This is a genomic window from Streptomyces flavidovirens DSM 40150 (assembly GCF_000429085.1).
Lineage (GTDB): Bacteria > Actinomycetota > Actinomycetes > Streptomycetales > Streptomycetaceae > Streptomyces > Streptomyces flavidovirens.
The window spans coordinates 80,333-101,989 of sequence record NZ_KE386846.1; the positions used below are offsets into that span (position 1 = coordinate 80,333).

General features: G+C 69.2%; 21 protein-coding genes. 2 read left to right on the forward strand and 19 right to left on the reverse strand.

Annotated features, from left to right (window positions below):
• Positions 1-91 precede the first annotated feature (91 nt).
• The 11 genes from G412_RS0131130 to G412_RS0131180 form a co-directional block, all read right to left on the reverse strand.
• On the reverse strand, positions 92-2,914 hold the full coding sequence (locus G412_RS0131130) for a DEAD/DEAH box helicase (RefSeq protein WP_028815448.1): 2,823 nt from the start codon (positions 2,912-2,914) through the stop codon (positions 92-94).
• A gap of 73 nt (positions 2,915-2,987) precedes the next feature.
• Entirely contained in the window at positions 2,988-3,950 is a 963-nt protein-coding gene (tatC, locus tag G412_RS0131135) for a twin-arginine translocase subunit TatC (RefSeq protein ID WP_028815449.1), read from the reverse strand.
• A gap of 52 nt (positions 3,951-4,002) precedes the next feature.
• Positions 4,003-4,293 carry a Sec-independent protein translocase subunit TatA gene (tatA, locus tag G412_RS0131140; RefSeq protein ID WP_028815450.1) on the reverse strand — a complete coding sequence of 97 codons (291 nt, stop codon included), beginning with the start codon at positions 4,291-4,293 and terminating at the stop codon, positions 4,003-4,005.
• A 214-nt stretch (positions 4,294-4,507) separates the two neighbouring features.
• The gene (locus G412_RS0131145) at positions 4,508-4,705 is read right to left on the reverse strand and encodes a hypothetical protein (RefSeq protein WP_028815451.1); all 198 of its coding nucleotides are present in this window, start codon (positions 4,703-4,705) and stop codon (positions 4,508-4,510) included.
• Between the two features lie 18 nt (positions 4,706-4,723).
• The gene (locus G412_RS0131150) at positions 4,724-4,978 is read right to left on the reverse strand and encodes a hypothetical protein (protein ID WP_028815452.1); all 255 of its coding nucleotides are present in this window, start codon (positions 4,976-4,978) and stop codon (positions 4,724-4,726) included.
• A gap of 14 nt (positions 4,979-4,992) precedes the next feature.
• Positions 4,993-5,955, reverse strand: coding sequence for a helix-turn-helix transcriptional regulator (locus G412_RS0131155; protein ID WP_028815453.1), 963 nt, complete (start codon positions 5,953-5,955; stop codon positions 4,993-4,995).
• Between the two features lie 23 nt (positions 5,956-5,978).
• Positions 5,979-6,935 carry a helix-turn-helix transcriptional regulator gene (locus tag G412_RS0131160; RefSeq protein WP_028815454.1) on the reverse strand — a complete coding sequence of 319 codons (957 nt, stop codon included), beginning with the start codon at positions 6,933-6,935 and terminating at the stop codon, positions 5,979-5,981.
• A gap of 128 nt (positions 6,936-7,063) precedes the next feature.
• The gene (locus G412_RS0131165) at positions 7,064-7,435 is read right to left on the reverse strand and encodes an FKBP-type peptidyl-prolyl cis-trans isomerase (protein ID WP_028815455.1); all 372 of its coding nucleotides are present in this window, start codon (positions 7,433-7,435) and stop codon (positions 7,064-7,066) included.
• 44 nt (positions 7,436-7,479) lie between these two features.
• Positions 7,480-8,427, reverse strand: coding sequence for an FKBP-type peptidyl-prolyl cis-trans isomerase (locus G412_RS0131170; protein WP_028815456.1), 948 nt, complete (start codon positions 8,425-8,427; stop codon positions 7,480-7,482).
• 118 nt (positions 8,428-8,545) lie between these two features.
• Positions 8,546-9,907, reverse strand: coding sequence for a Pup--protein ligase (pafA, locus tag G412_RS0131175; protein WP_028815457.1), 1,362 nt, complete (start codon positions 9,905-9,907; stop codon positions 8,546-8,548).
• Between the two features lie 9 nt (positions 9,908-9,916).
• Positions 9,917-11,188 (reverse strand): MFS transporter, encoded by a 1,272-nt coding sequence (locus G412_RS0131180; protein ID WP_028815458.1) that lies wholly within the window; start codon positions 11,186-11,188, stop codon positions 9,917-9,919.
• 121 nt (positions 11,189-11,309) lie between these two features.
• On the opposite strand from G412_RS0131180, the gene G412_RS36880 reads away from it, so the two are divergent.
• Positions 11,310-12,365, forward strand: a complete 1,056-nt coding sequence (locus G412_RS36880; RefSeq protein ID WP_051338728.1) for a LacI family DNA-binding transcriptional regulator — start codon at positions 11,310-11,312, stop codon at positions 12,363-12,365.
• Positions 12,366-12,438: 73 nt separating this feature from the next.
• Here the strand turns inward: G412_RS36880 and prcA are convergent, their stop codons facing one another.
• The 5 genes from prcA to arc all read right to left on the reverse strand — a co-directional run bounded on the left by prcA (position 12,439) and on the right by arc (position 18,104).
• Complete coding sequence (prcA, locus tag G412_RS36885; RefSeq protein WP_051338729.1) at positions 12,439-13,188, reverse strand: proteasome subunit alpha; 750 nt, start codon at positions 13,186-13,188, stop codon at positions 12,439-12,441.
• A gap of 53 nt (positions 13,189-13,241) precedes the next feature.
• Positions 13,242-14,087, reverse strand: coding sequence for a proteasome subunit beta (gene prcB / locus G412_RS0131195; protein ID WP_028815459.1), 846 nt, complete (start codon positions 14,085-14,087; stop codon positions 13,242-13,244).
• 147 nt (positions 14,088-14,234) lie between these two features.
• Positions 14,235-14,453 (reverse strand): ubiquitin-like protein Pup, encoded by a 219-nt coding sequence (locus G412_RS0131200; protein WP_028815460.1) that lies wholly within the window; start codon positions 14,451-14,453, stop codon positions 14,235-14,237.
• Between the two features lie 125 nt (positions 14,454-14,578).
• On the reverse strand, positions 14,579-16,090 hold the full coding sequence (dop, locus tag G412_RS0131205; RefSeq protein ID WP_341860616.1) for a depupylase/deamidase Dop: 1,512 nt from the start codon (positions 16,088-16,090) through the stop codon (positions 14,579-14,581).
• A gap of 247 nt (positions 16,091-16,337) precedes the next feature.
• Positions 16,338-18,104 carry a proteasome ATPase gene (gene arc, locus G412_RS0131210; protein ID WP_028815462.1) on the reverse strand — a complete coding sequence of 589 codons (1,767 nt, stop codon included), beginning with the start codon at positions 18,102-18,104 and terminating at the stop codon, positions 16,338-16,340.
• 241 nt (positions 18,105-18,345) lie between these two features.
• On the opposite strand from arc, the gene G412_RS0131215 reads away from it, so the two are divergent.
• Positions 18,346-18,666 (forward strand): ferredoxin, encoded by a 321-nt coding sequence (locus G412_RS0131215; protein ID WP_028815463.1) that lies wholly within the window; start codon positions 18,346-18,348, stop codon positions 18,664-18,666.
• Between the two features lie 4 nt (positions 18,667-18,670).
• On the opposite strand, the gene G412_RS0131220 is transcribed toward G412_RS0131215, so the two are convergent.
• From G412_RS0131220 to G412_RS0131230, 3 genes are all read right to left on the reverse strand, one after another.
• A complete protein-coding gene (locus tag G412_RS0131220) occupies positions 18,671-19,240 on the reverse strand; it encodes a hypothetical protein (RefSeq protein ID WP_028815464.1) in 570 nt (189 codons plus the stop codon).
• A gap of 190 nt (positions 19,241-19,430) precedes the next feature.
• On the reverse strand, positions 19,431-20,339 hold the full coding sequence (locus G412_RS0131225) for a tRNA (adenine-N1)-methyltransferase (protein WP_028815465.1): 909 nt from the start codon (positions 20,337-20,339) through the stop codon (positions 19,431-19,433).
• An 80-nt stretch (positions 20,340-20,419) separates the two neighbouring features.
• Positions 20,420-21,643 carry a site-2 protease family protein gene (locus G412_RS0131230; protein WP_028815466.1) on the reverse strand — a complete coding sequence of 408 codons (1,224 nt, stop codon included), beginning with the start codon at positions 21,641-21,643 and terminating at the stop codon, positions 20,420-20,422.
• Positions 21,644-21,657 lie beyond the last annotated feature (14 nt).

Here is a 21,657-nt window from a genome sequence, read left to right on the forward strand (position 1 = left end):
CCAACACCACTGCGCCGCCCCCGCCAGCCTCAAAAGCGAGGCCTCGCGGGGAGCGGCGCACCAGCAGCACCTGGAGCCCGGCGAAGAACCGTCAGCCCACCGACGAGTACGCGACCACGCCGCGCAGCACCGCGTCGACCGCCTTGCGCGCGTTCTTCGTGACCGTGCTTCCCTCGGCAGACGACGGCGCGGCCGCCGCGATCTGCCCCAGTACGTCGATGACCTGCTTGCACCAGCGGACAAAGTCTCCCGCCGGCATCTCCGCCTCGCGCAGCACCTCGTCGAGCCCCTTGCCCGACGCCCACATGTACACCGCCCAGGCGAAGCCGAGATCGGGCTCGCGCTGCCCGACGCCCTCCGCCTGGTTGATCTTGAACTCCTCCTCCAGGGCATCGAGCCTGCCCCAGATGCGGACCATCTCAGCCAGTGCGATCTTCGCGGGCCCGGTCGGCACCTTCGGCGCGACCGCGTCGTCCGCCTGGCGTGCCTCGAACACCAACGCCGAGACGCACGCCGCCAGTTCGGCCGGCTTGAGCCCTTCCCACACGCCTTCGCGCAGGCACTCGGACGCCAGCAGGTCGAGCTCACCGTAGAGCCGGGCCAGCCGCTTGCCGTGTTCGGTGGCCTTGTCGCCGCGCAGGTAGTCCAGCTCGGTCAGCAGGGCGTAGATCCGGTCGAAGGTACGGGCGATGGTGTTCGTCCGTCCCTCGATGCGCCGCTCCAGCTGCTTCGTGTCCCGCTGGAGGCGGTGGTAGCGCTCGGCCCACCGGGCGTGGTCCTCACGCTCGTCGCAGCCGTGGCACGGGTGCGCGCGCAGCTCGGCACGCAGCCGCGAGATCTCACGGTCGTCGGCCGCCGCCGCGCGCTGCTTGCGGTGCCGCTCGGGGGCGATGTGCCCGGCCTTGGTCCGCAGCGCGGAGGCCAGATCACGCCGCGACTGCGGGCTGCGCGCGTTGAACGACTTCGGGATGCGCATCCGCTCCAGCGCCTCCACCGGCACCGGAAAGTCGATCGACGCGAGCCGCTTGACCTGCCGCTCGGCGGTCAGGACCAGAGGCCGCGGCCCGTCGTGCTGATCGAATCCGCGGTGTCCGTTGGCCCGCCCGGCGGGCAGCCCCGGATCCAGCACCAGCGCCAGACCGGCGAACTTGCCGGTGGGCACGTGGATGACGTCACCGGTCTTGAGCTTCTCCAGCGACGCGGCCGCCGCGACCCGCCGCTGCACAGCGCCCTGCTTGGCCAGCTCGGTCTCGCGGTCCTTGAGCTCGCGGCGCAGCCGCGCGTACTCCTCGAAGTCCCCGAGGTGACAGGTCATGCCCTCCCGGTAGCCCTGAATGCCCTCTTCGTTCTTCTGGACCTGCTTCGAGATCCCGACGACCGACTTGTCGGCCTGGAACTGCGCGAAGGAGGTCTCCAGCAGCTCGCGCGAGCGGTGCCGCCCGAACTGCTCCACCAGGTTGACCGCCATGTTGTACGACGGCCTGAAGCTGGAGCGCAGCGGGTACGTACGCGTCCCGGCCAGTCCCGCGAGCGCCCCCGGGTCCATACCGCGCTGCCAGAGCACCACGGCGTGGCCCTCGATGTCGATGCCGCGCCGCCCCGCCCGGCCGGTCAGTTGCGTGTACTCGCCGGGGGTGATGTCGGCGTGCTGTTCACCGTTCCACTTGACGAGCTTCTCCAGCACCACCGAGCGGGCCGGCATGTTGATGCCGAGCGCCAGCGTCTCGGTCGCGAAGACCGCCTTGACCAGCCCCCGTACGAACAGTTCCTCGACGACCTCCTTGAAGGTCGGCAGCATCCCGGCGTGGTGCGCGGCGATGCCCCGCTCCAGGCCTTCGAGCCATTCGTAGTACCCGAGGACATGTAGGTCCTCGCCGGGGATGGAAGCCGTCCGCTCCTCGACGATCTCGCGCACCAGCATGCGCTCGTCCTGGTCGTTGAGGCGCAGGCCCGCGTACATGCACTGCTGTACGGCGGCCTCACAGGCGGCCCGGCTGAAGATGAAGGTGATCGCGGGCAGCAGGCCCGCGCTGTCGAGCCGCTCGATGACCTCGGGCCTGGCGGGTGTCCAGATACGGCTGCGCTGCCTGCGCTCCCGCTCCCGGTCCGCCTCCCGCATGTTTCCGCGGCCACGGCCGCGCGCGAAGGACGGGGTGCCGTTCTCCATGCGTGCCATGCGCACCAGGTCGGGGTTGACCTCGCGCCTGCCGCCCCGGCCGTCGTCGGACTCCTCGAAGAGGTCGTACATCTTGCGCCCGGCGAGCACGTGCTGCCACAGCGGCACGGGCCGGTGCTCGGAGACGATCACCTCGGTGTCGCCGCGGACGGTGTCCAGCCAGTCACCGAACTCCTCCGCGTTGGACACGGTCGCCGACAGCGACACCAGCGTCACCGAATCGGGGAGGTGGATGATCACCTCTTCCCAGACGGCGCCGCGGAAGCGGTCGGAGAGGTAGTGCACCTCGTCCATCACCACATAGGCGAGCCCGCGCAGCGCCTGCGATCCCGCGTACAGCATGTTCCGCAGGACCTCGGTGGTCATGACGATCACCGGGGCGTCGGGGTTGACGCTGTTGTCGCCGGTCAGCAGCCCGACCTTGTCGGCGCCGTAGCGCCTCACCAGGTCCTGGAACTTCTGGTTCGACAGCGCCTTGATGGGCGTGGTGTAGAAGCACTTGCGCCGCTCGGCCAGAGCCAGGTGCACGGCGAACTCGCCGACGATGGTTTTGCCCGAGCCGGTCGGGGCGGCCACGAGCACGCCCTTTCCGGCTTCGAGGGCTTTGCAGGCCTCGACCTGGTACGGGTCCAGCTCGAAGTCGTACAGCTCGCGGAAGGGCGCAAGCGCGGTGGCCTGCTCGGCCGCACGGGTCCGGGCAGCGGCGTAACGCTCGGCTGGGGAGAGTTCCTCTGTCATCTTGTCTTCGAGCCTACCCGCCAGGTATGACAGTCAGCCTGATCTTTATCGCGGCCCGGCGGGACCCTGAAAGTCAGGTGGCGTCGTCGTATCCGGTCAGCTGCTTGCGTCCCGGCCCCGAGCTCTCGGCACCGGCCTGCTCGGGCAGCGCGCGCGAGGCGGACACGGCTTCGACCTCACCGACGGCCTCGGGACTGAGGTCGAGGACGGACGCCTCGTCGTCGTCCAGCTCGGCGTCCGGATCGTTTCGCCGGCGGCGCTTGTCATTGAGCAGCGAGAAGCCGACCGCGAGGAAGTAGAGGACGGCCAGCGGGCCCGCCAGCAGCAGCATCGAGATGGGCTCGCCACCAGGGGTGGCGATGGCCGCGAAGGCGGTGAGGCCGACGAGCATTCCGCGCCACCAGCGCAGCATGCGGGCGCCCGTGAGGACGCCGGTGATGTTGAGCAGGATGAGCAGCAGCGGCAGCTCGAAGGCAAGACCGAAGACGATCACCATGCGGGTGATCAGATCGAGGTAGTCGTCGAGCGGCAGCAAGTTCTGCGCGTCGTCGGGCGTGAAGCTGAGCATGATCTCAGCGGTCTGCGGGAGGATCGCGTACGCCAGGTAGGCGCCGCCCGCGAAGAGCGGGACCCCCGCCGCCACGAAGGCCAGCGAGTAGCGCTTCTCCGTGCGGTGCAGGCCGGGCGCGACGAACGCCCAAAGCTGGTAGAGCCATACCGGAGTGGCCACCAGGACGCCCGCCATCAGCGAGACCTTGAGCGCGATGGTGAAGGGCGACAGCAGACCGTTGGTCGTCATCGACGCGCACGGCTTGCCGTTGCGCATGGTGAGGGCGCCGTCCACACAGCCCACCGAGGACAGGATGGGCTGCATCAGGAACCTGAAGATTTCCCGCTGATAGAACGCTGCGACAACCACCATGACAACGATGGCCAGTACAGACTTCAGCAGTCGGTTACGCAGCTCACGCAGGTGCTCGGCGAGCGGCATGCGCCCCTCGTCGTCCTTCACCTGCTTGCGGGCAGACTTGAGCAACCCACGCCCCTCGTCTCGTGCGGCGGCTGTAATCGGATTCGACTGAACCGCGTCAGCTCTGAGTGGTGTGGGTCGGGTCGTTCACCGGACGCGCGCTGGTCACATCGCCGGGCGCGGCCTTGATCGTCCGCGGTGCGGGAGTCTGCTGGTCGGGCGTCGCCGGGGCGGGGTCGGCCGGATTCGCCGCCTCGTCGTCCTTCTTCATCGCCTTGGCCTCGCTCTTGAGAATACGAGCGGACTTGCCGAGCGAACGCGCCATGTCCGGAAGCTTCTTGGCACCGAAGAGCAACAGAATGACGGCGAGGATCAGAACGATCTCGAGGGGCTTCAGATTGCCGATCATGTGCGACTTCCTTCTCACTGAGGCGGCTGGGGTGGAACTGCGGGCTGTCCCTCCGGTCGGACCGATGTCCGCCCTTCATGCTCAAGCGATCGTAACCCGTAGGAGTAAACGTGGGGCAATGCCCATGCGTACTCCGGATTGCGACCCGCGCCTCACCGCGGGAGCCGCCCGGCCAGCCTACGCTCCCGCCCGCTCCCGGCGGCGGGCCGCGCTCCTACCGCCACGCTTCGCCGGTGCGCGCCAGGTCCTCGGCCGCGCGTTCCAGGTTCTGTGCGGCCTTGTTGATGTCCTGCGAGGTCTTGGCGACCTGGCGCCCGAGGCGCTGGACCTCGATGAATACCCGGATCGCCAGAACGCCCAGTACGGCAAGACCACAGAAACCAAAAGCGATTGCGAGCATCGGCCAGAACATGCGCAGAGCCTAGACGGTTCAGACAGTGGAGTGGAGTCGCAGCGTCCGTACGCCGCCCCCTGTGAGCAGCTCGACGATCCGCTCCCCCGCCGGTTTGCGCACCGGCGTCTCGCACTCGGGGCAGGTGAAGGAGTAGAAGGTCGTACGGCGGCTGGCGCCGATCGCGAGGCGCAGCGAACCCGCGGACAGTTCGAAGCGGGCTCCGCAGTCGGGGCAGCCCGCCTTGAAGAGGACAGGGCCCACCTGGGCGGGAATACCGGGCAGCAGTGACATGTCCACCAATCTCCTCAGACCTGACCGGCGCTCTCGTACGCCGCGAGCGCCTCGCGGGCCGCTTCCCGCGCGCTGACCGCCAGCTCCGGGGGCGACACGATGTGCCCGTCCCCGCCGAGCCGCAGCGCGAGCCGCCGCAGCGAGGCCGGTTCCGGCGTACGCAGCGTGATCCGCAGGCCGCCGTCGGGCAGTTCCTCCGCGCTGTCGTGCGGGTAGTACTCGGCGACCCAGCGCCCGCCCGGCCCCACCTCCACCACCACCTCGGGGTCGTCCGCCGCGGGCTGTACGAGCCCCTCCGACAGGTCACGCAGCTCGATCTCCGGGGGTACGGACGGCTCGTCGAGCAGCCTGATCTCGGCGACCCGGTCGAGCCGGAACGTACGCCGTGCCTCGGAGAGCCGGCACCAGGCCTCCATGTACGTGTGCCCCACGGCGAAGAGCCGGATCGGGTCGACCTCGCGCTCGGTGAGCTTGTCGCGCGCCGGTGAGTAGTAGCGCAGCCACAGCCGGCGCCGCTCCGAGATCGCCCGGTCGACGTCCGCGAAGACCCCGCCCTCGGACTCGAAGGTCACCGAGAACCTGGAGCTGGCGCCCGCCGCCTCGCCCGCCGCGGCCTCCAGCTTCGCCGTGGCGCGCAGCAGCGCCTGCCGGTCGCCCTCACGCAGGCCGGGGAGCGTGGAGACAGCGCGGGCGGCGACGAGCAGCGCGGTTGCCTCGTCGGCGGCGAGCCGCAGCGGCTCGGCAACATCGTCCGGGTTGTGCCACCAGATCCGGTCGCCGTCGGTGTCGATGTCGAGAAGGTCGCCGCCGCGGAAGCTGGTCCCGCACATGGGCAGCACGTCGAGGTCGGAGATCAGCTCGTCCTCAGTGATCCCGAAGGCGCGGGCGACATCGGTGACATGCGCGCCGGGGCGCTCGCGCAGGTACGTCACCAGGGAGAGCATCCGCCGGGTCTGGTCGATCGCGTTCGTGGCCATGGTGGCTGTGTCCTCGGTCCTTCTCAGTCCTTGGCCACGGCGCGCAGCCGGTCCACGACGTCCGCCCGCAGGTCAGCGGGCTCCAGTACGACGACCTCGGGGCCGAGCTCGACGAGCCAGGCGTCGAGACCGTGTCCGTACGGAATCGCCAGCTCGTCCCAGCCGTCACCCAGGTCCCGTACGGCGGTCGCCCTGGCCCGCAGCGGGTAGCCGGAGCCCTGGCGCAGCTTGATCAGGGCGGTGCGGGTGGCGGTTTCGCCCGCCCAGCTCTCGACGGTCTCGCGTACGGTCACGACGTCCGGCACCTCGGCCGTGAAGGACCCGGCGCGCGAGCGCACCTTGCCGGTGATCCGGGAGAGCCGGAAGACCCGCTCGGCGCCGCGCTCGCGGTCCCAGCCGGCGAGGTACCAGTGGCCGCGCCAGCACTCCAGCGTCCACGGCTCGACGTGCCGGGTCTCGGGGCGGGCGGCGTTGGCCTTGCGGTAGTCGAAGACGACGGGCCGCCGGTCGCGGCAGGCCAGCATCAGGGGCTCGAAGGCCGTCTCGTGCACCGGGATGCGGGGTTCGAGGGCGCTCTGGTGGCCTTCGTACGGGTCCTCCGCCTCGGGCATGCCCGCCGCGCGCAGCTTCTGCAGCGCGCCGCTGGCGGCGCCGGCGAGGCGGGCCTGCTGCCAGACCTTGGCGGCGAGGCCGAGGGCAGCGGCCTCCTCGGCGTCGAGGGTGATGGCGGGCAGGCGGTTGCTGTCGCGGCGGGCCAGGTAGCCGGCTTCGCCGTCGAGGTTCTCGACGGTCTCGATGACCAGACCGAGTTCGCGCAGATCGTCCTTGTCGCGCTCGAACATGCGGTTGAAGGAGTCGTCGGTGCCCGCTTCGAGGTAGGCCTCGATGGACCCACGCAGTTCCCGCTTGCTGAGCGGGCGCCGGGTCCCGAGCAGGCACAACGCCAGGTTCATCAACCGTTCGGCCTTGGCAATCGCCATCGGCACCCTCTCTCTTGCTCTACGACCGTCGACCGTACCGCTCCGGGGTGTCGCGGCAAAAGCCGAGGGCCCATGCCGGACGGCATGGGCCCTCGTACCGCTCTCACTTGATCAGAGAGCGACCTTGATCAGACCGCGACGAGGTCGCAGACGAAGATCAGCGTCTCGCCCGGCTTGATGACGCCGCCGGCGCCGTGGTCGCCGTACGCGAGGTGCGGGGGAATGATCAGCTCGCGGCGGCCGCCGACCTTCATGCCCTGCACGCCCTGGTCCCAGCCGGCGATGACGCGGCCGGCACCGAGCGGGAACTGCAGCGGCGTGCCGCGGTTCCAGCTGGAGTCGAACTCCTCGCCGGTGGAGAAGGCCACACCCACGTAGTGGACCTTGACGTTGTGGCCCGCCTTGGCCACCTCGCCGTCGCCCTCCCAGATGTCCCTGATCTGCAGGTCCTTCGGCGGCTCTCCACCCGGGAAGTCGACCTCGGGCTTCTCGATGCTCACGGAAAATGCTCCTCTGTACTACGAACTGGGCAACCTGGACAGTCTTACATCACCGCGAGAATGTCCACCTGGAACACCAGCGTCGAGTTGGCGGGGATGGACTGCTGCTTCTTGTCACCGAAGGCCTGGTCCGGCGGGATGACGAGGAGCACGCGGCTGCCGGCCTTCTTGCCGACCAGTCCGTCCTTGAGGCCCTTCAGCGTGACCTGCGGCAGCGCGAACTGCTGGGTCTTGCCCTGGGCGTACGTACTGTCGAAGAGCTTGCCGTCCTTCCAGATCAGCCCCTGGTAGGCGACGGACACCGTGTCGGAGTCCTTCACCACCGCGCCGTCGCTCTCCAGTACGTAGGTGGAGAGGAGCTTCTTCGGCGGGTCCGACTTCTTCGGCATCGTGACCTTCGGCGCCTTGCCGTCGGTGTTGACGCCGACCTTGGGCAGGTCGATGTTGTCCTGCGCGACCTCGCTGCCCTTGGCGGAGGAGGGGATGCTCTTGGCCTTCAGGATGTCCACGACGAAGACCAGGGTGGCGTTCGGCTTGATCGTCGGGGGCTGGCCCTGCGCGCCGTAACCCATCTCGGGCGGGATGACGAGCTGGACGCGGCTGCCGACCTTCTGGCCCTCCAGGCCCTTGTCCCAGCCGGGGATGACCATGCCCGCGCCGAGGGTCAGCGGGAAGGGCTGCTTGCGGTCGAAGCTGTTGTCGAAGGGCTTCGTGGAGTCCCACTGCTGGCCGAGGTAGTTCACCTCGATGGCGTCACCCTTCTTGAGGGTCGCAGCATCGTCCTTGCCCTTGCTGAGGACCTCGGTCTTCAGTTCCTTGGGCGGATCGCCCTCTCCCTTGGCGAGGGTCGGCTTCTCGCCGAACTTGGCTCCCGCGGTGATCGCCGGCAGTCCGTTCTTTGACGAGGTGGAGTCGGAGCCCTTGTCGTTGCCACACGCCGCTGTCGAGAGCAGCAGCAGGGGGACGACAAGTAGGCCGGCAAGTCGGCGCACGTGTTCCTCAGATCTCAGACGGCACAGTAGTCGCCCGCCACTCTAAGGCGTGGCCGGGGCCCCGCACGAGGAACGTGCGGGGCCCGGGTTGCGTTCCGGAAAACCGGACATGGCCGGATCACATACCGGCGATGAGCTTTTCCACCCGGTCGTCGACCGACCTGAAGGGGTCCTTGCACAACACTGTGCGTTGTGCCTGGTCGTTGAGCTTGAGGTGCACCCAGTCGACGGTGAAGTCCCTGCGCTGTTCCTGGGCCCTGCGGATGAAGTCGCCGCGCAGCCGCGCGCGGGTGGTCTGCGGCGGCACCGACTTGCCTTCGAAGATCTTCAAGTCGTTGCAGATGCGGGCGGCTTGTCCCTTCTTCTCCAGGAGGTAGTAGAGCCCGCGCCGCCGGTGGATGTCGTGGTAGGCGAGGTCTATCTGGGCGACCCGTGGGTGCGACATGGTCATGTTGTGCTTGGCGCGGTAGCGCTCGATCAGCTTGTACTTCATGACCCAGTCGATCTCCGTGCCGATCCGGTCGAGGTCCTCGGCCTCGATCGCGTCGAGCGCGCGGCCCCACAGTTCGAGGACCTGCTCGACCGTGCCCGTACGGATGCCGCGGCGGTCCACGAAGTCCACGGCCTTCTCGTAGTACTCCCGCTGCACCTCTATGGCGGACGCCTCGCGCCCGCTGGCCAGGCGCACCTTGCGCTGCCCGGTGATGTCGTGGCTGACCTCACGGATGGCCCGGATGGGGTTCTCCAGGGTGAGGTCGCGCATCACCGTGCCCGCCTCGATCATGCGCAGGACGAGGTCGGTGGCGCCGACCTTGAGGAGCATGGTCGTCTCGGACATGTTGGAGTCGCCGACGATGACGTGGAGCCTGCGGTAGCGCTCGGCGTCGGCGTGCGGTTCGTCGCGGGTGTTGATGATGGGACGGGAGCGGGTCGTCGCGGAGCTGACGCCCTCCCAGATGTGCTCGGCACGCTGGCTGACGCAGAAGACCGCGCCCCGCGGGGTCTGCAGCACCTTGCCGGCGCCGCAGATGAGCTGCCGGGTGACGAGGAACGGGATGAGGATGTCCGCGAGCCTGGAGAACTCCCCGTGCCGGGCCACCAGATAATTCTCGTGGCAGCCGTAGGAGTTTCCCGCAGAATCGGTGTTGTTCTTGAAGAGATAGACGTCGCCCGCGATTCCCTCCTCGTGCAGGCGGCGTTCGGCGTCGACGAGCAGGCCTTCGAGAATGCGCTCGCCCGCCTTGTCGTGGGTGACGAGCTCGGTCACGTTGTCGCATTCGGGGGTTGCGTATTCCGGATGCGATCCCACGTCGAGGTAGAGGCGGGCGCCGTTCCGCAGGAAGACATTGCTGCTGCGGCCCCATGACACAACACGGCGGAAGAGGTAGCGCGCCACTTCGTCAGGTGACAGTCGGCGCTGTCCCCTGAACGTGCACGTGACGCCGTACTCGTTCTCCAGCCCGAAAATGCGGCGGTCCATGACTGAACATTACGCCTGATGGCCTGTCCTGAAACCGGGTTCGGCCGCACCGATTCGATCATTTTCGCAAGGCATTACGACGGAGTCTGTGGGAAGAGGCGTGGCAACGGGAATCGTGAGAACCCTGCGGGTGGCCAGCAGGACAAGCAGCGCGGCCACTCCGCCGCCCGCCGCGACGGCGAAGCTCGCGGCCGTGCCGCCGTACTCGACGGCCGGTCCCGCGGCTCCGGTTCCCACCGCGGCGCCTACGCCGAAGGTGGTGACCAGCCAGGAGAACGCCTCGGTGACGGTGCCGCGCGGGGCGTGCCGGTCGACGACGATGAAGGCGCAGGCGAGCGCGGGGGCGAGGAAGACTCCGGAGACGGCGGCGAGTACGACCATCGCCGGGACGCCGGGGGTGAGCATGAGGGGCAGGTAACCGGCCGCGAGCAGGGCGACGATGAACCGCAGCCGCCGCTCGGGGGCGCCGGCCCACTGCCGGGCGCCGTACACCACGCCGCCGGCGAGCGCGCCGAGCCCGAGCGCCGCCATCAGCCAGCCGTACACCGCTTCGCGGCCGTGGTCGTCGGCGTACGCGACACCCGCGACGGTGATGGAGCCGAGGGCGAGGCCGATGAAGAAGAAGGAGCCGAGGAGGGCCAGCAGGCCCGGCGAGCGCAGGGCGCCCAGCCAGTGCGCCTCGCGGGGCGCCGACCGCCAGGTGCGCGAAGGCTCGGACAGGACGACGGACAGCGCGCCCAGCACGCCTACGGCGTTGATGACGAGCAGTGCGGCCGCCGGCGACCAGAGCGCCACGAGCAGCGTGACGAGCAGGGGACCGACGGTGAACATGATTTCCTGCGCCACCGCGTCCATGGCGTACGCCCGGTGCACCCGGTCCTCGCGGCCGAGCACATTGGGCCACAGGGCCCGCAAACCCCCTTCGAGGGGCGGTGTGAAGACGCCCGCCAGGGCCACGGCGGCGTACGTGAGCGGCAGCGGGTCGATTCCGGCGAGGGTGAGCAGGACCATGCCAAGGGCGGACAGGACGGCGGCGGGGAGCTGCACGCGCGGCTGCCCGTACAGGTCCACGGCCCGGCCGAGCAGCGGCTGTCCCACCGCGTTGGCCAGCCCGTACACCGCGGCAAGGCCGCCGGCCAGTGAGTAGCTGCCGCCCTCGGCGCGGGTGAGCAGCACGATCGCGATGGGGGCGGTGGCGTTGGGCAGCCGCCCCACCAAAGTGCCCGCCAGCAGGCGCGCGGCGTACCGCGTCCTCAGCAGTTCCGCGTATCCCGCGGCCATGTCCGCCCCTCTCCGCTCCGGCCGGCACCGAAGTTGTACGTATAACGTCCGGTGCCATACGTACCATGAGCCAGGCCGCGGGTCCACCTCGCGGTCAGGAGCCCTTGCTGCGGAGGCACCAGTGACCAGCCCGGACGACACCCCGGACGAGACCTACGAGGCCGCCGGATCCGGGGCGCCTCCCGCGCCGCCGACCAGCAGGGACGTCGCCCGCGCCGCCGGGGTCTCGCAGGCGACCGTCTCACTCGTGCTCGGCGACAAGTGGCGCGGGCGTGTGTCGGAGCGCACCGCGGATCAGGTGCGCGGGGCGGCGCGGGAGCTCGGGTACCGTCCGAACCTCGCCGCCCGGAACCTGCGGCTCGGCAGGACCAGGACCGCGCTGCTCGTCGTGCCCGCCCTGACCAACGAATTCTTCGCCCGGGTCTACACGGGCGCCGCCCGCACGGCCGCCGCCCACGATTTCGGCGTCGTCCTCTACCCCTCCCCCGAGGGCGTGGGCCCCGCCCGCGACCCCTTCGCCTCCGCACAGGCCACCCTGGACGGCGTCATCGCGTCGTCCATGGCCGCCGGCGCCCTCGGCGCGATCCGGGGCGCGGGGCTGCCGCTCGTGATGCTCGACAGCGACCCGGCCGACCCGGGCGCCGCCGCGTACGTGAACCTCGACATCGCCGACGGCATGCGCCAGGTGACGGAGCATCTGCTCGCTCTCGGCCACCGCCGGTTCGTCCATCTCGCGTCGGCCGTGACGTCCTGGACGTTCGATGTACGGGCCTCAGCCCTCCACGACGCGCTGCGCCGGGCCCCCGACGCGGTCGTACGCACGGTGCCCGCGCCCCTGGACGTGCACGGCGCCAGAGCAGCCGCCGAACTGGCCCTGACCGGTCCAGGGCCGAGGCCGACGGCGCTGATCTGCGACGACGACATCGTCGCGGCGGGCGCCTGCAAGGCGGTACGCCGCCTCGGACTGCGGGTGCCCGAGGACGTCTCGGTCACCGGCTTCGACGACCTCGCTCTGGCGACCGCCGTGGAGCCGGAACTCACCACCGTACGGCTGCCCGCCGAGCAGGTCGGGGAGCGGGGCATGGCCGCACTGCTGGCCGTCCTGGAAGGCCGGCGGCCCGAGGGCGGCGAGGTCCCGGTGGAGCTGATGGTCCGCGGCTCCACCGCACGCGTCTGACGCACCGTCGGGTGACGCGTGTGCCCCGGACCGCCTGGGCGGACCGGGGCACCGGACGGTGACGTCGCAGCGGCTACGGCTCCTCGGTGTCCGACGGAGTGTCGGTGGGAGTGGCCGCGTCGCCGTCCGCCTCCAGCAGGCGCGCCAGCTGGCGGCCGACGATGCGCTTGAACTTGCGCTCCTGCGGGCGTGTACGGTCCAGGACCGCCACCTCCAGCCGCTCGGCGGGGATCTCCCGCTCACTGCCGTTGGTGTCCCGCGAGAGCGCCTGCACGGCGAGCTTGAGTGCCTCCGCCAGCGTCATCCCGTCCCGGTGGCGCTGGTCGAGGAAGCTGCTGATCTGCTCCGCGTTGCCGCCGACCGCGACCGAGCCGTGCTCGTCCACGATCGAACCGTCGTGGGGCAGCCGGTAGATCTGGTCACCCTCGGGGCGGGCCCCGACCTCGGCGACGACCAGCTCCACCTCGTACGGCTTCTCCGCGTTGCTGGAGAAGATCGTGCCCAGCGTCTGCGCGTAGACGTTGGCGAGGCCACGGGCCGTCACATCTTCACGGTCGTACGTGTATCCCCGCAGATCGGCGTACCGGACGCCGCCGATCCGCAGGTTCTCGTACTCGTTGTACTTGCCGGCGGCGGCGAAGCCGATCCGGTCATAGATCTCGCTGAACTTGTGCAGTGCGCGGGACGGGTTCTCGCCGACGAATACGATGCCGTCGGCGTACTGCAGCACGACAAGGCTGCGACCGCGGGCGATGCCCTTGCGGGCGTATTCCGCCCGGTCGGCCATGGCCTGCTGGGGTGAGACATAGAACGGCGTCGACACCGGCTATCCGTCCCTTTCTGTCGTTATCACGTTGATTCCAAGGACAGGAGCCGTCAGAGAAGCGCGGCCCGGGGACCGTCGGGCTGCTCCAGGCGCCGCTCAAGAATCGAGCGGGCCAGCTCGGAGGACTCCGCCTCGGTGAGCCTCCGGAATCCCTCTTCGGTGATCACGGTGACGATCGGGTAGATACGGCGGGCCACGTCCGGGCCGCCGGTCGCCGAGTCGTCGTCGGCCGCGTCGTACAGCGCCTGGACCACCAGCGTGGTCGCCTGCTGCTCCGTCAGGTCGTCGCGGTAGAGCTTCTTCATCGACCCGCGGGCGAAGATGGAACCGGAACCCGTGGCCGCGAATCCGTGCTCCTCGGAGCGGCCGCCCGTCACGTCGTACGAGAAGATGCGGCCCTTCTCGCGGTCGACGTCCCAGCCCGCGAAGAGCGGGACGACGGCCAGGCCCTGCATGGCCATCCCCAGGTTGCTGCGGATCATGGTGGAGAGCCGGTTCGCCTTGCCCTCCAGGGAGAGCTGGGCGCCTTCCACCTTCTCGAAGTGTTCGAGCTCGAGCTGGAAGAGCCTGACCATCTCCACCGCGAGACCGGCGGTGCCGGCGATGCCCACCGCCGAGTACTCGTCGGCGGGGAAAACCTTCTCGATGTCGCGCTGCGCGATCATGTTGCCCATGGTGGCCCGCCGGTCACCGGCGAGCACCACACCGCCGGGGAACGCGGCGGCGACGATCGTCGTGCCGTGCGGAGCCTCGATGACGCCCTTGACGGGCGGCAGGACACGCCTTCCCGGCAGCATCTCGGGCGCCTGCTCGCCCAGGAAATCCATGAACGACGACGAGCCCGGCGTCAGGAAGGCAGCCGGCAGACGCCCGGTGCTACGAGGGTTGGCTTCCACGCGTTTCCTTCCGGATAGGCGGCGGCCCGCCACTGGGAGGCCGGACCGATCTTTCGAACTGTGCACGGACCATACCCGTACCGTCGCCGGTCATCCGTCCCGGTGTGCCGGACCTGGGTCCACGGCCACCGGGACGGACAACGGGCCTTACTCTCCGCCCTTTTGAACGAAGGACCGAACGAAGTCCTCGGCGTTCTCTTCGAGTACGTCGTCGATTTCGTCGAGTACGGAGTCGACGTCGTCCGACAGCTTCTCCTGGCGCTCCTTGAGGTCTTCCGAGGCCTGCGCGTCCTGCGCGGTCTCCTCGACCTCCTCGGTGGAGCGCGTCGCCTTCTGCTGTCCGCCGTCGGTGTCCTTGGTCGCCATCTCTACCTCACCCCGCTCGCTCGGTTCGATGTCCTTGATCAGACCCTACAAGCGGGGTCTGACATCCGCGCCGTACTTTCACAACGCGTGGGGATCACCTCGATGATTCCCACCCGCCGCACCTTTCAGCCGCCCGAAAGCACCCGGACCAGGTCCTCCGCCGTCCTGCACCGGTCGAGAAGCTCCTTGACATGATTACGTGTACCGCGCAACGGTTCCAGGGTGGGCACGCGCTGGAGCGAGTCCCGGCCCGGCAGGTCGAAGATCACCGAGTCCCAGGAGGCCGCCGCGACGTCGTCCGCGTACTGCTCCAGGCAGCGCCCGCGGAAATAGGCCCGCGTGTCCTCAGGAGGCTTTGTCTCGGCCTTGCGGACCCCGCCCTCGTCCAGGAGCCGCTTCATCTTCCCGCGGGCCGCCAGGCGGTTGTACAGGCCCTTCTCGGGGCGTACGTCGGCGTACTGGAGGTCTACCAGGTGGAGCCTGGGCGCGTCCCAGTCCAGGCTGTCGCGCCTGCGGTAGCCCTCCAGAAGCTCCCGCTTGGCGATCCAGTCCAGCTCGCCCGCCAGGCTCATCGGGTCGTTCTCCAGCCGGTTCAGTACGTCCTCCCAGCGCCCCAGGACGTCCTTGGTCTGGTCGTCCGCGTCGACGCCGAACCGCTCCTCGACGTACTTGCGCGCCAGCTCGAAGTACTCCATCTGAAGCTGGACAGCGGTGAGTGTCCGGCCGCTGCGGAGCGTGATCAGCCGTTGCAGCGCCGGGTCGTGCGAGACCTGGTGCAGGGTGCGCACCGGCTGGTCGACCGCGAGGTCGACGTTGATGAAGCCGTCCTCGATCATGGAGAGCACCAGGGACGTCGTGCCCAGCTTCAGGTACGTCGAGATCTCGGAAAGGTTGGCGTCACCGATGATGACGTGCAGCCTGCGGTACTTCTCGGCGTCGGAGTGCGGCTCGTCGCGGGTGTTGATGATGGGGCGCTTGAGCGTGGTCTCCAGGCCGACCTCGACCTCGAAATAGTCGGCGCGCTGGCTGATCTGGAAGCCGTGCTCGTGGCCGTCCTGGCCGATGCCCACCCTGCCCGCGCCCGTGACCACCTGCCGGGACACGAAGAACGGCGTCAGGTGGCGCACGATGTCCGAGAAGGGGGTCTCCCGCTTCATCAGGTAGTTCTCGTGCGTGCCGTAGGACGCGCCCTTGTTGTCGGTGTTGTTTTTGTAGAGGTGGATCGGCTGGGCGCCGGGGAGCTGCGCGGCCCGCTCGGCGGCCTCGGCCATGATCCGTTCGCCGGCCTTGTCCCAGAGCACCGCGTCGAGCGGATTGGTCACCTCCGGGGAGCTGTACTCGGGGTGCGCGTGGTCGACGTAGAGCCGCGCCCCGTTCGTGAGGATGACATTGGCCAGGCCGATGTCCTCGTCGGTGAGCTGACTGTTGTCGGCGGCCTCACGGGCGAGGTCGAAGCCTCGCGCGTCCCGCAGCGGATTCTCCTCCTCGAAGTCCCAGCGGGCGCGGCGCGCCCGGTGCATCGCCGCCGCGTAGGCATTGACGATCTGGGACGAGGTGAGCATGGCATTGGCGTTGGGGTGGCCGGGGACGGAGATCCCGTACTCCGTCTCGATGCCCATTACTCGCCGTACGGTCATGCGGCCCTCCTTGCCCGGCGTCGCCCCCGGACGGGGGCGGCACTCAAGTACCGCTGGTTCTCCGGTGCGTGTGCGGTGCCCGGCCCCGCACTGCGCGACTCGGCGGTACCGAAGAGCCTAGAACGCCTCTGCGCTGGTGGGGAGATCAATTGCGTCATTGCTCTGGTGTGGTCGGTGTGGCGGCCGGGGTGGCTGGAAAGCAGCCGGCTGCGGATGCCCGGGCGGGCACCCGCAGCCGGTCTGCGATCTAGAGGTACTGACCGGTATTTGCCACCGTGTCGATGGAGCGTCCGGTGTCCGCGCCCTGTTTTCCAGTGACGAGCGTGCGGATGAATACAATCCGCTCGCCCTTCTTTCCGGAGATACGAGCCCAGTCGTCCGGGTTCGTGGTGTTCGGCAGGTCCTCGTTCTCCTTGAACTCGTCCACGCAAGCCTGGAGGAGGTGGGAGACCCTGAGGCCCTTCTGGTTCTGGTCGAGGAAGGCCTTGATCGCCATCTTCTTGGCCCGGTCGACGATGTTCTGGATCATCGCGCCGGAATTGAAGTCCTTGAAGTACAGGACTTCCTTGTCACCGTTCGCGTACGTGACCTCGAGGAAGCGATTTTCCTCGGATTCCGCGTACATCTGCTCGACGACCGACTGGATCATGCCGTGGACCGCGGCCTCCCTGGAGCCGGTGTGCTCGGCCAGGTCGTCCGCGTGCAGCGGCAGGGTGGAGCGGAGGTACTTCGCGAAGATGTCCTTCGCCGCCTCGGCGTCCGGACGCTCGATCTTGATCTTGACGTCGAGCCGGCCGGGCCGCAGGATCGCGGGGTCGATCATGTCCTCGCGGTTGGAGGCGCCGATGACGATGACGTTCTCCAGGCCCTCCACGCCGTCGATCTCGGCGAGCAGCTGCGGAACGATGGTGTTCTCCACGTCCGAGCTGACACCCGAGCCACGGGTGCGGAAGAGCGACTCCATCTCGTCGAAGAAGACGATGACGGGGGTGCCCTCGCTCGCCTTCTCACGGGCACGCTGGAAGACCAGGCGGATGTGCCGCTCGGTCTCACCGACGTACTTGTTGAGGAGCTCGGGGCCCTTGATGTTGAGGAAGTAGCTCTTCCCCGCGGGCTGGCCGGTCACCTCGGCGACCTTTTTGGCAAGGGAGTTGGCGACGGCTTTCGCGATCAGCGTCTTGCCGCACCCGGGCGGACCGTAGAGCAGGATGCCCTTGGGCGGCCGCAGTTCGTGCTCCTTGAAGAGGTCGGGGTAGAGGTACGGAAGCTCGACCGCGTCACGGATCATTTCGATCTGGCTGCCCAGACCGCCGATCTTGTCGTAGTCGACGTCCGGGACCTCTTCGAGGACGAGCTCCTCGACCTCGCTCTTCGGGATGACTTCGTAGACGTAACCGGACCTGGGTTCCAGCAGCAGGGCGTCGCCGGGGCGGATGGTGACGTCCATCAGCGGCTCGGCGAGCCGCACCACCCGCTCCTCGTCGGTGTGCCCCAGCACCAGGGCGCGCTCGCCGTCCTCAAGGATCTCCTTGAGGGTGACGATTTCCCCGGCGCGCTCGAACTCCATGGCCTCGACCACGTTGAGGGCCTCGTTGAGCATGACCTCCTGGCCACGCCGGAGCTCTTCGAGCTCCACGCTGGGACTGACGTTCACCCGTAGCTTGCGGCCACCGGTGAAGATGTCGGCCGTGCCGTCCTCGTTCGCCATGAGGAAGACACCGAAGCCGGCCGGCGGCTGCGCGAGCCGGTCGACTTCTTCCTTGAGGGCCACGATCTGGTCGCGGGCCTCACGGAGCGTGTTGGCGAGCCGCTCGTTCTGTGCGGACACGCCGGCCAAGTTGGTCTGCAGCTCGACGATCCGCTCTTCGAGAATCCTCGTATGACGCGGAGAGTCGGCGAGCTTGCGGCGCAGGACGGCGATTTCCTGCTCGAGATAGGCAACCTGGCCGGCGGGGTCCTCAGACCCTCGCCCCGGCCGGATGCCGCGGTTGATGTCGTCGTCGTGGGCTGCCACGGTCCTCACCTCCTCCAAGGGGAGCTGGACGCTTCCTGACCCTACCTGGGCGGGTGCGGGTTGAAACCCCTAGATCACAAAGACTCCGGGGTGTGTCCGATCTTCACCCTTGCGTACTCCCTCACACCAGGGGAATACCCACCCATCAACATCGGAAAGCGGCCGGTTGTATCGTCGAAGTGTTCAACACCCGTCAGGGCTGGCTCCAATTGCTACAACCGCGCAGGAAACGGCAGGAGATATGACCGTGCAGCAGAAGGCTCCCACCGACGACGGCGCACAGACCGGCGACCCGCTGGAGGTGTGGATCGATCAGGACCTCTGCACCGGTGACGGGATCTGCGTCCAGTACGCCCCCGAGGTCTTCGAGCTCGACATCGACGGCCTGGCGTACGTGAAGAGCGCCGGCGACGAACTGCTGCAGAGCCCCGGCGCCACAACGCCCGTACCCCTGCCGCTTCTGAGGGACGTCGTCGACTCGGCGAAGGAGTGCCCGGGCGACTGCATCCACGTACGCCGCGTTTCGGACAGGGTCGAGGTCTACGGCCCCGACGCGGAGTGACGAATCACATACTGCGCGCATCCGGCAGGACGGTCCGGGCGAACTTGCCGCCCTTCCACTGCCACTTGACCTTCTCCTGCCGGTCCGGGCAGCAGCGCGGCACGTCCGGCGACGAGTAGCCGAGCAGCGTCGCGAAGACCGTGCCCCCGCCTACCGCGAAGTCGCTGACTCCCATCCCGTCCGCCGGGTCCACCAGCGTCGCCACGACGCGCGAAGGCCCGGTGAGTACGAAGACGCCGCTGGGCGGTGTACCGATTCCCGACACGCAGCGCACGACCGCCACGGTCTCGGGCCGGCCGTCGCCGTCGAGGTCGCCGGAGCCCTGTTTGACCACGGCGGGCTTCTGTCCGTGGCACTCCAGCGGGTACGCCGCGCTCGACGCGTCGGGTGCGGGTGCGGCCGCGGCCCTGACCGGCCGGGGCTCCGTGCCCGGAGCCGTCTGGGAGGCGGTGGCGGCTTCGGGCTGGAGCAGGCCGGCTGCGGCGACGACCGCGGCCATGGCGGCGGCGGTGGCGAGCCAGTGCACCGGACGGGGCCGGGTGTGCGCGAGGTCCAGGGCGGCGGAGGGCTGCACGCGGGGTGTCTCCTGGGGCTGTGCCGGCGGGGGTGGCGAGCATAGTGCCACACGTCACAGGGCCGCGGAATGGCGGGGTCCGTACCAGCGACGGAAATTTTGGTGACGACGAGCCGGTAACGGAAAAGCGCCGCCGCTGAGTTCCCCGGTCGGTCGGGGAACTCAGCGGCGGCGCTTGCTCGTTGCCGGGTCAGCCTCGGGAGGCCGACCCGCTCTCGCTTCCGGGACCCGTGTAGTCCTCGCCGTACGCGCCCTTGGCGGGGCGGCGGCGGCGCAGCGGGGGCTCCACGCCGTCCGCGAGGCGGCGGGCTGTGAGCAGGAAGCCGGTGTGGCCGATCATCCGGTGGTCGGGGCGGACGGCCAGGCCCTCGACGTGCCAGTTGCGGATCATCGACTCCCAGGCGGTCGGCTCCGCGAAGCAGCCGATCTCCCGGATGGACTCGACGGTGCGCGCGAGCTGCGTGGTGGTGGCCACGTAGCAGCAGAGGATGCCGCCGGGGACGAGCGCCTTGCGGACGGCCTCCAGGCACTCCCACGGGGCGAGCATGTCGAGGATCACGCGGTCGACGTCGGTGTCGGTCAGGTTGTCCTGGAGGTCGCCGACGGTGAGCTGCCAGGCGGGGTGCGGACCGCCGAAGTAGCGCTCCACGTTCTGCGTGGCGATCTCGGCGAAGTCCTCGCGGCGCTCGTAGGAGTGCAGCATGCCCTGGTCACCGATGGCGCGCAGCAGGAAGCTGCTCAGCGAGCCGGAGCCGACCCCGGCTTCGACGACGCGGGCGCCGGCGAAGATGTCGGCGAAGGCCAGGATCTGCCCCGCGTCCTTGGGGTAGACCACGGCGGCACCGCGGGGCATGGACAGGACATAGTCGGGGAGCAGGGGGCGCAGCGCGAGGTAGGCGACGTTTCCCGTGGTACGGACAACACTGCCCTCGGGAGCACCGATCAGCTCGTCGTGGGGGAAGGAACCCTTGTGGGTGTGGAAATTCTTCCCGGCCTCGAGCGTGAACGTGTAGTGGCGTCCCTTGGGGTCGGTGAGCTGGACCTGGTCCCCGACCTGGAAGGGGCCGCGACGGCGGGCGGCACCGGTCGGTTCGGACATGTGACCAGCCTACCGGTCTTTTGGGGGCCCGATTCGCCGCGGTACGCCGTCGGAGGGGCCAGGTCTGCTGCCGGGACTGTCTACCGCGGGCGGGCCATGGCCGACACGAAGGCGCGCTCCACGTCGGCGGTGGACAGCACGCCGTAGATCTCGCCTGTCTCCTCGACCACCAGGTACTCCGTCGCCGGAGCGGCCCGCAGGCGCTCCAGCAGGGCCTCGCCGGCCAGCTCGGCGGCGATCTTCATGTCCTCGGTGAGGTCCTGCGCGAGGGCGCTCACCGCGACCCAGGGCCTGCGGTGTTCCGGTACGCCGACGATGGCCGTCTCACGGACGACGCCGGTGGGCTCTCCCTGGCCGTCGACGACGACCAGGGCGCGGGCGCCGGCCGCGTTGGCGCGGCGCAGGGCCTCGGAGAGCGGGGTGGCCGACTCGACGGGGACGGCGCGCCTGGTGAGCGTACGGGCGCGCAGGTCGGGGAGGTGTTCGCGCAGCCGGGCCATGCGCAGGCTGTTGCCGGCGCCGGTCCAGATGATCGCGGCGAGGATGGCGGCGAGCAGGGCGTCGGTGACGGTTTCCATGCCGCCGATGTCCTGGGTGGAGTTGCCGAGGGCGCCGGTGTGGGTGAGCAGCGGGAGGCCGATGAGGACGGCGACGGCGAGCGCCCGGCCGACCCAGGCGGCGGCGATGGTGCCGCTCATCGGCTTGCCGGTGATCTTCCAGACGATGGCGCGGAGCATCCGGCCGCCGTCCAGGGGCAGGCCGGGCAGCAGGTTGAAGGCCGCCACGATGAGGTTGGAGATCATCAGGCCGGCCAGCAGGACGCCGGGTACGGTGCCGGGCTCGACGATCCGCATGCCGGCGTAGAACACGCCGCCCAGTACGAGCGAGAGCAGCGGGCCGACGAAGGCGAGGACGAACTCGCGGCCCGGCGTCTCCGACTCCTTCTCGATTTCCGAGACACCGCCGAAGAACTGGAGCTGGATGCGGCGAACCGGCAGCTTGAAGCGCAGTGCCGCGACCGTGTGGGCCAGTTCGTGGACCAGTACGGAGGCGTAGAAGGCGACGGCGAAGAAGAGGGAGACCAGGTAGCGGAGGTTGCCCAACTCCGGCAGGACGCGGTCGAGCTGGCCGCCGAAGACCCAGGTGATGAGGGCGGCGACGAGGAACCAGCTGGGGGCGACGTAGACCGGCACGCCGAACGGGCGGCCCATCAGCAGGCCGCCGCCCGGCTCGGGCGGACGCTGCGGCTTTTCGCCGCTCCCGCCGCTCTCGCCGCGCTTGTCGCGCTCGCCGCTCTCGTTCACAGGGGCCCTTCGTT